Origin of the sequence: Campylobacter concisus (genome assembly GCF_002913225.1) — a bacterium.
Lineage (GTDB): Bacteria > Campylobacterota > Campylobacteria > Campylobacterales > Campylobacteraceae > Campylobacter_A > Campylobacter_A concisus_J.
The window spans coordinates 28,914-38,795 of record NZ_PPAW01000045.1 but is presented as its reverse complement, the minus strand read 5'-3'; the positions used below and the strand labels follow the sequence as shown (position 1 = coordinate 38,795).

Annotated in this window: 13 protein-coding genes; 11 read left to right on the top strand and 2 right to left on the bottom strand. The window is 41.5% G+C overall.

Going from position 1 to position 9,882, the window contains the following annotated elements:
* On the top strand, positions 1–939 hold a 939-nt coding region (locus tag CYP26_RS07840), incomplete at its 5' end, for an aminotransferase class V-fold PLP-dependent enzyme (protein ID WP_258031454.1).
* A gap of 16 nt (positions 940–955) precedes the next feature.
* Entirely contained in the window at positions 956–1,948 is a 993-nt protein-coding gene (locus CYP26_RS07835; protein ID WP_004318029.1) for an iron-sulfur cluster assembly scaffold protein NifU, read from the top strand.
* A 73-nt stretch (positions 1,949–2,021) separates the two neighbouring features.
* Here CYP26_RS07835 and miaA read toward each other — a convergent pair whose 3' ends face one another.
* Together miaA and CYP26_RS07825 are read right to left on the bottom strand one after the other, a co-directional pair.
* A complete protein-coding gene (gene miaA / locus CYP26_RS07830) occupies positions 2,022–2,897 on the bottom strand; it encodes a tRNA (adenosine(37)-N6)-dimethylallyltransferase MiaA (protein ID WP_103630999.1) in 876 nt (291 codons plus the stop codon).
* Positions 2,898–2,899: 2 nt separating this feature from the next.
* Complete coding sequence (locus tag CYP26_RS07825) at positions 2,900–4,114, bottom strand: FAD-dependent oxidoreductase (protein ID WP_103630998.1); 1,215 nt, start codon at positions 4,112–4,114, stop codon at positions 2,900–2,902.
* A gap of 102 nt (positions 4,115–4,216) precedes the next feature.
* On the opposite strand from CYP26_RS07825, the gene mqnP reads away from it, so the two are divergent.
* From mqnP to CYP26_RS07780, 9 genes are all read left to right on the top strand, one after another.
* On the top strand, positions 4,217–5,077 hold the full coding sequence (gene mqnP / locus CYP26_RS07820) for a menaquinone biosynthesis prenyltransferase MqnP (protein ID WP_411160730.1): 861 nt from the start codon (positions 4,217–4,219) through the stop codon (positions 5,075–5,077).
* The gene (locus tag CYP26_RS07815) at positions 5,074–5,595 is read left to right on the top strand and encodes a hypothetical protein (protein WP_103630997.1); all 522 of its coding nucleotides are present in this window, start codon (positions 5,074–5,076) and stop codon (positions 5,593–5,595) included. Before mqnP ends, CYP26_RS07815 begins: the two co-directional genes overlap by 4 nt.
* 9 nt (positions 5,596–5,604) lie before the next feature.
* Positions 5,605–6,111, top strand: a complete 507-nt coding sequence (locus CYP26_RS07810) for a DUF6115 domain-containing protein (protein WP_103607326.1) — start codon at positions 5,605–5,607, stop codon at positions 6,109–6,111.
* A gap of 133 nt (positions 6,112–6,244) precedes the next feature.
* Positions 6,245–7,213, top strand: a complete 969-nt coding sequence (gene moaA, locus CYP26_RS07805; RefSeq protein WP_103630996.1) for a GTP 3',8-cyclase MoaA — start codon at positions 6,245–6,247, stop codon at positions 7,211–7,213.
* The gene (locus CYP26_RS07800; protein WP_103630995.1) at positions 7,213–7,968 is read left to right on the top strand and encodes a 7-carboxy-7-deazaguanine synthase QueE; all 756 of its coding nucleotides are present in this window, start codon (positions 7,213–7,215) and stop codon (positions 7,966–7,968) included. Before moaA ends, CYP26_RS07800 begins: the two co-directional genes overlap by 1 nt.
* Positions 7,968–8,549 carry a 6-pyruvoyl trahydropterin synthase family protein gene (locus CYP26_RS07795; protein WP_103631001.1) on the top strand — a complete coding sequence of 194 codons (582 nt, stop codon included), beginning with the start codon at positions 7,968–7,970 and terminating at the stop codon, positions 8,547–8,549. The genes CYP26_RS07800 and CYP26_RS07795 overlap by 1 nt, the downstream gene beginning before the upstream one ends.
* Positions 8,549–8,752 (top strand): hypothetical protein, encoded by a 204-nt coding sequence (locus CYP26_RS07790; protein ID WP_004318036.1) that lies wholly within the window; start codon positions 8,549–8,551, stop codon positions 8,750–8,752. Before CYP26_RS07795 ends, CYP26_RS07790 begins: the two co-directional genes overlap by 1 nt.
* Entirely contained in the window at positions 8,749–9,150 is a 402-nt protein-coding gene (locus CYP26_RS07785) for a hypothetical protein (RefSeq protein WP_103630994.1), read from the top strand. Before CYP26_RS07790 ends, CYP26_RS07785 begins: the two co-directional genes overlap by 4 nt.
* The gene (locus CYP26_RS07780) at positions 9,151–9,807 is read left to right on the top strand and encodes a 16S rRNA (uracil(1498)-N(3))-methyltransferase (protein ID WP_103630993.1); all 657 of its coding nucleotides are present in this window, start codon (positions 9,151–9,153) and stop codon (positions 9,805–9,807) included. It begins immediately after the preceding gene.
* Positions 9,808–9,882: the final 75 nt, after the last annotated feature.

Here is a 9,882-nt window from a genome sequence, read left to right as displayed (position 1 = left end):
CAGTGTGAAAAGAGCTTGTGGCTTAAAAAGAAAAGGCCTGAGGTTTTGCAAGCTCCAGATGATAGCGCGCAGGCTGTGTTTGATACTGGCACATCGGTAGGCGAGCTAGTCTTAGACGTAAATAGCGATGGCATCGTAACTCCAGATCAGCTAAGAGCCGTCATGGACGAAAACGTCGCGCTTGTCGCCATAATGAGCGCAAACAACGAAACTGGCATGATCTTTCCTATAAAAGAGCTTGCCAAAGTTGCCCACGAATACGGCGCTTTATTTCACACTGACGCCGTACAGGCAGTCGGTAAGATAAAGATAGATGTTCAAGACCTAGACGTTGATTTTTTAAGCTTTTCAGCTCATAAATTTCACGGACCAAAGGGCGTTGGAGCGTTATTTATAAAAAATAGCATGCCACTAAGCAGCTTGCTTCACGGCGGCGAACACATGGGCGGACGCAGAAGCGGCACACTTGATGTACCAGGTATCGTTGGCATGGGCAAGGCGCTTGAACTAGCAAATAAATTTATGGATTACGAGCACTCACACGTTCGCCGTTTGCGTGACAAACTTGAAGACGCGCTACTACAAATTCCTGACGTTAGCGTCGTCGGCACAAAAGATCAACGCGTGCCAAACACCATCCTAGCCTCTATCAAAGGTGTCGAGGGTGAGGCTATGCTTTGGGACCTAAATAGAGCTGGCATAGCAGCATCTACCGGCTCTGCCTGTGCGAGCGAGACGCTAGAGAGCAACCCTATCATGGAGGCCATCGGCGCTGACAAAGAGCTAGCCCACACCGCACTTAGACTCTCTCTTTCTAGGTTTAACACCGAAGAGGAGATCGACTATGCGATCGAACATATAACAAAAGCGGTAAATAGGCTAAGAAGCATATCAAGCACCTTCGCGTACGCCCCAGAGTGGCATAAGAGTGGATTATAAAATTTAAAGGAAAAACATGGCAAAAAATAACTTAATCGGAGGCTCTATCTGGGACGAATACTCCAAGGTAGTGCAAGATAGGATGAACAATCCTAAATTCATGGGCGAACTCACCGAAGAGGACGCCAAAAAAGCAAACGCAAAGCTCATCATCGCTGACTTTGGCGCAGAAAGCTGCGGCGATGCGGTAAGGCTTTACTGGCTCGTTGATGAGAAAACTGACAAGATAATAGACGCTAAATTTAAAAGCTTTGGCTGTGGCACGGCGATAGCTAGCTCTGATACGATGGCTGAGCTTTGTATAGGCAAAACGGTCGATGAAGCGGTTAAGATCACAAACCTTGATGTAGAAAGAGCTATGCGCGACAACCCAGACACCCCAGCTGTACCACCTCAAAAGATGCACTGCTCAGTCATGGCTTATGACGTCATCAAGGCAGCCGCAGCAAGCTACAAGGGCATAGACCCAGAGCACTTTGAAGATGAGATCATCGTTTGCGAGTGCGCTAGAGTGAGCCTTGGCACGATCAAAGAGGTGATAAGACTAAACGACCTTCATACGGTCGAGGAGATCACGCAATACACCAAAGCAGGTGCATTTTGTAAATCATGCGTTAGACCTGGCGGACACGAGAAAAAAGACTACTACCTTGTTGATATCTTGCGTGACACTAGGGCTGAGATGGAGCAAGAGAGGCTCGAAGCTCAGGCAAATGCTCAAGCAAACAACACGCTTAGCGACGTTAGCTTTGAGAGCATGACGATGGTTGGCCAGCTAAAAGCGATCGAATCGATCATCGATAAAGAGATCCGCCCGATGCTTATGATGGACGGCGGGAATTTAGAGATCATAGACATCAGAAACGACAACGGCGAAAATATCGACGTTTATATCCGCTATCTTGGCGCTTGCTCAGGCTGTTCAAGCGGCTCGACTGGCACGCTTTATGCGATAGAAAATGTCTTACAAGAGAGCCTAAGCCCAAAAATCAGGGTCATGCCTATATAAATTTATCGAACGGCTTCTTTTGGAGCTGTTCGCCCCCCTACTAAATTAAATTTACCACCTAGACAATTTAAATTTAACCTTTTAAAAACTTCAAAATTTCACTTCTAGTCTGCGCCAAGTCGCCCACAAATTTCTTCTCAAACTGCGATCGGTTAAAGGTTCGCTGACGCTTAGCAAGCTGGGCTGTGTGCGTGGCGATGAGCGTTTCAAGCTCACTTTTTGAAATTTCACCCTCCAAAAACCGCTTGCACTCCTTTAGACCTATTGATTTTAGGGGTTTTGGCTCGCTTTTATACTTGTCAAATAAAAACTTCGCCTCATCTATCAAGCCCTCATCTAGCATATTTTTCGTTCGCTTTGCTATGCGTGCCCTAAGCTCCTCTTTATCCCACAAAATTTCAAATATCGCAAGCTCTTTTATGACGCTCTCTTTGGTATTTTGCTTTAGCCAAACGCTTGGGATTTGGCCACTAAATTTATAAATTTGATACCATTTTTCGAGGCGATAAGAGTCGTTTTGGCTAAATTTGCCTGCAAACTCATGGTCGTTTTGCAAAGCTAGCTCGTAAATTTCCTCGTTGCTTAAATTTAGCTCGCATTTTGGCACGTCTGGCGCAAGACCGCTAAGCATCGCCTTTAGATAAAAGCCGCTTCCACCTGTGATGATGAGCAAGCACTCTTGCGAGCGCGCAAATTCTTTTGCATTTTTGTAAATTTCAAAAAATGTCCCAACGCTAAATTCCTCATCAGGGTAAATTTCATCCACCCCAAAGTGCCTCACAGCCCCCAGCTGCCAGGGCTTTGGCTTTGCGCTAGCGATATCTATCTCTTTATAAAGTGCGAGTGAGTCAAGGCTCAAGATGACGCCATTAAATTTCTTTGCTAGCTCAAAGGCTAGATCACTCTTGCCGCTTGCCGTGGTGCCAATTAGTGCTAGCTCGCCAAACAAGCTTAGCCCTCGTAAAGTGAGCTAAAAAGTAAAATCTCATCGCTATCTTCGTTGCTTTTGCCCTCTTTTATAAGATCAGCCAAAACGCCTGCAAAGTGCGGTGCAAAGCTTAGTTCATTTAGTCCGTACGCTTGATTATAGAGTAAATTTTGATATGTCTCATCACGTCCAAGAGCTGGCTTGTCGTTTGAGCTAAGAAGCACGAAATTTGCCCTAAAACTAGGCTCTTTTAGCTCGCTTATGCCAAGGTGTCTTTTTAGTTCGTTTAAAAATGCGTTGATCTTTTCTGTTTTTACAAGCGTATCGATCGCGCCCACTTGTAAATTTGTGATGATCGTGACGCCATTTTTGGTTGGATAAATTTTGGCAAACATATCATTTAAAATGATCGGTTTTTTAGGGATTTGACCCTCGTTTAGCGCGAGATCTATCGTGTAAAATTTAGCCAAAATGGCACTTAAATTTGTCCCAAGCTTACTTGAAAGCTCCAAATTTCTACTCGCCACGACAAAGCTATCAGCCTCGTACTCGCCAGCCCTGCCAACAGCCTTTTGCACGGCTTGCCCCTGCGTTTTTAGCTCATAAATTTCATCATTTATAAACTGCACTCCAAGCTCATTTAGCTCGCTAACAAGTGCGTTTCGTAGCTCTTTAACATCGATGCTCGCGTTTTTAGCTAAATTTAGCGCCCCTTTTATATTTTTATTTATCAGGCCAAAATTTGCTAGCTCACTATCCACGCTTAAAATTTCTTGCTCGCTATCAGCAACCCTTGTCTCATCAAGCCTCTTTTTAAAGCTCTCGTCCTCGCTAAAGATGAGATAAACGCCGCTCTCATCAAAATTTATCTGCGGATATTTTTCGTTTAGCTCTTTTAAAATTTCAAAGCTCTTTTGTCCAAATTTCTTAAACAAAATTCTCATCTTTTTATCGTGAGCCTTTGTTGATTTAAGCGTGAAATTTGCCATCCAAGCTCTAAAATTTTCATTTAAGCAAAGCGCTATATCAAGCTCACTTTTTTTACTAACTAGCCCCAAAAACGAGCTAGATATCGCTCCATCTCTTGCGAGCGCTGGGGTGTTAAATGGGGTTAAAATTCCGTTCTCAAACTCATCTTTTTGGCTACTAATAACTAAAATTTCCTCACCCTTTTTAGCTAGCTCAAGTGCCGTAAATAACGCACTAAAACTATCTCCGATAATCGCTATTTTACTCATCATAACCCTTCATTTTAAATTACTCTCGCAATGATAATATAAATTTAGATTTAAAGCAAAATGGTGTAAAATCAGACACTTTTTAAAAACATGGAAATTTATATGATCAAAAAGCTAAAAGATATCGCAGAACTCATCGTTTTTAAGCACTCGGTTTTTGCTTTGCCCTTTATCTTTGTGGCGATGATAGTTGCGAGCAAGATAGAAAATGGCTCGGCTTGGTTTGGCTTTAAACTACTTATTTTAGGCACTCTTTGCGCAGTCAGCGCTAGAAATTTTGCCATGGCGTTTAACAGATATCAAGACGAGGACATCGACAAGCTAAACCCACGCACCGCAAGCCGTCCAAGCGTCGATGGGCGCATCGGCAAGGGCAATATGCAGCTTTTCATCGCAGCAAACGCACTTATCTTTATCATCTGCGCTTATTTTGTAAATTCGCTCGCATTTTGGCTAAGCTTCCCCATACTTGCCGTGCTTGGCGGATACTCGCTGTTTAAGAGATTTAGCGAGCTAGCGCACTTGGTGCTAGGCCTTAGTCTTGGACTTGCTCCTATCGCTGGCGTGGTTGCAGTGAGCGCTGCCATACCGCTTTGGAGCGTGCTACTTTGCCTTGGTGTGACATTTTGGGTGGCTGGATTTGACCTGCTTTACTCGCTTCAAGATATGAAATTTGACCAAGAAAACAAGCTCTTTAGCATACCAGCGATATATGGCGACAAGGCGACACTATTTTTATCAGCCATTTTTCACGCTTTGGCTTTTATACTCTGGCTACTTTTTGCATGGGCGGCTGGACTTGGAGCGATGGCGTTTTTTGGCATTGTGGTAAGCGGCGTGATATTATTTTTCGAGCATAGGATCGTAAGGCGTGACTTTAGTAAGATAGACAGAGCGTTTTTTACGCTAAATGGCTACTTGGGAATTTTATTTTTCATCTTTGTTTGGATAAGTGTATTATGAGTGAAGTAAGGCTTTTTAAGGCACCTCTTAGCATGGTTTATGAGTGCGACAGAAGTGGAGATGAGAAATTTTTAAGAGAATTTAACTCTATCTTACCAGGCGATGAAGATGCACTTGGAGCGTGGCTAAAGCGAGCAAAATCACGCGGCGAGACCAAAGAGAGCGACCAAGTCTTGCTAACGCTTGTCATCGAGCTTCATAGAAAGATCGATGCGCTAAGTGATTATATAAAAAATGAGCACAAGCAATACTTGCCGCTAAAAGAGAGCGCAGATATCGATGAGATCGGCTTTACACATATAAAAATAAGCGAAGATAAATTTAAAAAAGATGAAATTTACTACGCAAGGATCGCGATGCCTATCTTTCCAAAGAGAAATTTGAGCCTTTATCTAAAGGCGGAGGATGAGAGGCTAGCAAAGATAGAGAACATGCACGAAGAGGATGAGGCCGACTGGAACGCTTATGTGACGGCTAGAGAGCGTGTGATGATAAGAGAGCTTAGAGCGAATTCGTAAAGGAAAAATATGGAAATTTACATTTTTTTAGGTTTTGGTATCGTTTTAGCGATAATAATAGCTTTGATATTTATAAAAGATAGCGAAACAAATAAGAAATTTGCAAGGTATGAGCGTGCCATAGAGAGCGCCATGCAAGAAAACTATAATCTCAAAAAGCAGCTAGTCGCACTTGCGAGCTTTAAACCTGATGATGACGAGCAGCTAAAAGATGTAAAAGATGAGCTAAAAGAGCAGATAAACGAGCAGATAAACGAAAAAATCGTGCCGATAATCCGCGCTATAAAGAGCATCGAGCGAGTGATAGATGACTTTGCAAACGAGCAAAAAGATAGGATGTTTAACCTTGAAGAGCGAACAAGAGATATCAACAAGATCGCCCCAAGCGTTATCAACGAAGAAGAGCAAATTCTAAAGATGTTTAAGGACGGAAAGAGCGCGGCTATGATCGCTAAAGACCTTCACGTGGGTATGGGGCGAGTTGAGTTTGTGCTTAAATTTCATAAATTAGCCTAAATTTGGGCTAATTTTAAAAGACAAAACTACTCTTAAACTACAAAAATTAGCTTAAATTTTTATTTAAATTTAAATCTTTTAACATATAATTGAAAATTAAAAAAGCTCTAACCAAGCTTAAAAAAGGTGCTTTATGCTAATAGATAAATATGGTCGGGTTGTTGATTATTTAAGAATTTCTGTGACGCAGCGCTGCAATTTTAGATGTAGATATTGCATGCCTACGACGCCATTTAGTTGGACGCCAAAAGAGAATTTACTGACATTTGAAGAGCTATTTTTATTTGTTAAAGTAGCTATCGATGAGGGTGTGAAAAAGATCAGGATCACAGGCGGCGAACCACTCGTGCGCAAGGATCTGGACATCTTTATAAAGATGATAAGCGATTATAAGCCAGATATCGATCTAGCGCTTACGACAAATGGCTTTATGCTGCCACACTTTGCCAAAAGGCTAAAATACGCTGGTCTAAAGCGCATAAATATGTCGCTTGATACGCTAAATGAGCAAAAGGCTAAATTTATCGCTCAAAAGAGCGTCTTACACGAGGTTTTGGCTGGCTTTGAGGCAGCACTTGACGCTGGGTTAAAGGTGAAGATAAACACAGTCGCACTAAAAGGCTTTAACGACGATGAGCTAGTAAATTTGCTTGAGTTTGCTAAATTTAGAAACTCTCAGATCAGATTTATCGAATATATGGAAAATTCGCACGCCAAAGAGGATCTAAAAGGGCTAAAAAGCGATGAAATTTTAAATATCATCTCGCAAAAATATAATGTCACAAAAGATGAAAAACTGCCAAACGCACCTGCGTCTATTTATAGGCTTGATGACGGCTATAAATTTGGCATCATTGACCCTCACAAACACGACTTTTGTGAGAGTTGCAACCGCATTAGGCTAAGCGCTGAAGGGCTTTTGATACCTTGCCTTTACTTTGAAGATGCGCTAAGTATCAAAAAAGCAGTTGCAAATGGCGACATCGTCGCAGCAAGCGAGATCTTAAGACAAGTGCTTGCCAACAAGCCAAAAGAGAACAAATGGGCGCTAGGGGCTGAAAACGAAACCTCTTCAAGGGCCTTTTACCAAACTGGTGGTTGATGAGCAAAGAGCTAGAACTAGTTGAGGCATTTTTAAGCATCCAAGGCGAGGGCGCTTATCAGGGCAGCCTCGCTATATTTTTACGCTTTTTGGGCTGCAACCTAAACTGCTCTGGCTTTGGCGTAAAGACAAGATCTTTAAAAACAGGCGAAGAGCTTTTGGGCTGTGATAGCATAAGGGCCGTTTTTAAGGGACATTTTCACCACAAAAGACACAGCGCAGATGAAATTTTAAGCATAGTTGATAGCTTTAGCAAAGGCTTAGAACAAAAGCCGATCATCGTTTTAACAGGCGGCGAGCCACTCATCTGGCATCAAAATGAAAATTTCATAAATTTGGTAAGAAATTTGCTTATAAATTACGAGGTGCATTTTGAGACAAATGGCACGATCTTGGTTGATTTTGATAAATTCCAAATTTATAAAAATTGCCATTTTGCACTTGGCGTAAAACTAGCAAATAGCGGAGTTAGCAAGCAAAAACGCATAAATTTAGATGCCATTTTAGCTATCAAAAATAACGCAAAAAGCAGCTTTTTAAAATTTGTCCTATCTCGCTTTGATAAAAGCGAGCTGGAGGAAATTTTATATATAAAAGATAGAGTAAATTTGCCCGTCTGGTGCATGGCGATGGGCGCAAATAAAGACGAGCTAAGCAAAAATGCTCTAAAAACAGCACAATTTGCCATAAAGCATGGATTTAACTACTCAGAGCGTATCCACATCAGGCTTTGGGGCGACAAAGAGGGTGTTTGATGATTATTAGAAAACTTTTTAAATTTGAAAATGCGCATATCGTGAGGTTTTGTAGCTCGAAACGCTGCAGGACGAGCATTCACGGCCACAGCTACGTAGCGGAAATTTTACTTAGCTCAAATTTTCTTGATAACGCTGGCATGGTCTATGACTTTGGGCTGATGAAGCAAAACATAAAGACGATCATCGATAGCTTCGATCACGCTACGACCATATTTTCAGGCGATAGTGACGAATACAAAAACGACCTTAAAAAGCACTCTGCAAGGTGGATAGAGATCCCACTAAATCCCAGCGCAGAGCAGTTTTGCCGTATATTTTTTGTAATGATCGAGCGGATACTTGAGCTTAGCGTGATGAACAACGGCGAGCGCGAAGTAAAGCTTCACAGCGTCATCGTGCATGAAACCGACACTGGCTATGCGCAGTGCTTCAAAGAGGACGCGACAAACCCACAAATGGGCGAGATAAAGCTTAGTGATATCAAATTTTCAGAGGCGATTATAGACGAGTGGGAAGATAAAAACTTGCTTGAAAAGATGATAAATAAGATAAAAATAGAAAATCCAAAGGACGTTTAATGAAAAAATTTATAACCTCTTTTTTGCTTATAGCTGGCGTATTTTTGGGATGTGGAGATAAAGAAGAGGCCAAAAGTGACGTTAGTGAGCCAGTCCCCAGTGATGTTACGATAGCTCAGCCTGATGCGAATGTAACTATCGACGAGCAGCTCCCACCTGAGCCAGTCGTCGAAGAAAACGAGCCTCCTAAAGATAAGAAATGAACGAACACTTAAGCTCGCTTTATGCTTATACTTTGCCATTTCACGTGACATTTTTTTATGTGCTTCTTGCCTTGGCGGCGCTTTATCTAGCGCTTACTCAGTTTGGAGTGAGGAGTAAAAATTACGTGCTTCACATAAGGTATTTTTTGCCTATTTATCATATGCTACTTAGCTTTTTGGTGCTAACTGGGCTTATTTTGTGGGCATATTATAGCTATGAGCCAAAATTTAACGCCATAAAAATGCTTCTTATATTGATAGCTTTGATCGCACTTAGCGCCGTTGGATATAAAAGACTAAAAAGATACGCCATTGCTGGCGAGCTAGAGAAATTTAAAAAATTTGCCCTTATTAAAGGCATTTGCGACATTATTTTGATCATCATTGCAGGAATTTAGATGAAATTTTTATATGACAAAAACGCTGGTGAAGAGCGCTTAAAGATAGTAAATGAGGCCTTTTTACACCTAAAAGCTAGAAGAGTTGAAGCAGGAGAGCGCATAAGTGTTAGAAATTTATACGATGGCAAAGAGTATATCTATGAGATCGATGAGATAGAGCGCAGAAGTGCAAATTTAAGTCTTGTCTTTGCCAGCCTAAACTGCGAGCATAAATTTGACTTTACCATCGCTTGGGCGGTCGTTGATCCAAAGACGATCGAAAAGGCACTACCATTTTTAAATGAGCTTGGCGTTGGCAAGATCGCCTTTGTCTATACTAAATTTTCTCAAGCAAATTTCAAGATCGACCTTGAAAAGCTAAACTACATAAACGCACTTTCATGCGAGCAGTGCGGGAGAACGTCGCTAATGGAGTTTGAAATTTATAAAAATTTAGACGAGCTAATGAGCGTTTATAAAAATGTCTCGGCTATAAATTTTGGCGGTAAAAATTTAAATGAAAAAAAAGATGATGAGATATTAATAATCGGTCCAGAGGGCGGATTTAGCGAGGATGAGACGGCTAAATTTAAAAATATCTACGGCCTAAATACAAAAAATATCCTAAGATCACAGACCGCAGTCATATCTGTGGCGGCAAAATTTCTTGCCTGATTTATTTGATTTTTAGATTAGTTTTTATATAATCAGCAACTTTTAAGGTAACAAATAGCCCAAAATAATAAAGGA

Coding starts and splice junctions, on each gene's coding strand:
- CYP26_RS07835 (WP_004318029.1), top strand. CDS start 956: ATGGCAAAAAATAACTTAATCGGAGGCTCTATCTGGGACGAATACTCC.
- CYP26_RS07825 (WP_103630998.1), bottom strand. CDS start 4,114: ATGAGTAAAATAGCGATTATCGGAGATAGTTTTAGTGCGTTATTTACG.
- mqnP (WP_411160730.1), top strand. CDS start 4,217: ATGATCAAAAAGCTAAAAGATATCGCAGAACTCATCGTTTTTAAGCAC.
- CYP26_RS07815 (WP_103630997.1), top strand. CDS start 5,074: ATGAGTGAAGTAAGGCTTTTTAAGGCACCTCTTAGCATGGTTTATGAG.
- CYP26_RS07810 (WP_103607326.1), top strand. CDS start 5,605: ATGGAAATTTACATTTTTTTAGGTTTTGGTATCGTTTTAGCGATAATA.
- moaA (WP_103630996.1), top strand. CDS start 6,245: ATGCTAATAGATAAATATGGTCGGGTTGTTGATTATTTAAGAATTTCT.
- CYP26_RS07800 (WP_103630995.1), top strand. CDS start 7,213: ATGAGCAAAGAGCTAGAACTAGTTGAGGCATTTTTAAGCATCCAAGGC.
- CYP26_RS07795 (WP_103631001.1), top strand. CDS start 7,968: ATGATTATTAGAAAACTTTTTAAATTTGAAAATGCGCATATCGTGAGG.
- CYP26_RS07790 (WP_004318036.1), top strand. CDS start 8,549: ATGAAAAAATTTATAACCTCTTTTTTGCTTATAGCTGGCGTATTTTTG.
- CYP26_RS07785 (WP_103630994.1), top strand. CDS start 8,749: ATGAACGAACACTTAAGCTCGCTTTATGCTTATACTTTGCCATTTCAC.
- CYP26_RS07780 (WP_103630993.1), top strand. CDS start 9,151: ATGAAATTTTTATATGACAAAAACGCTGGTGAAGAGCGCTTAAAGATA.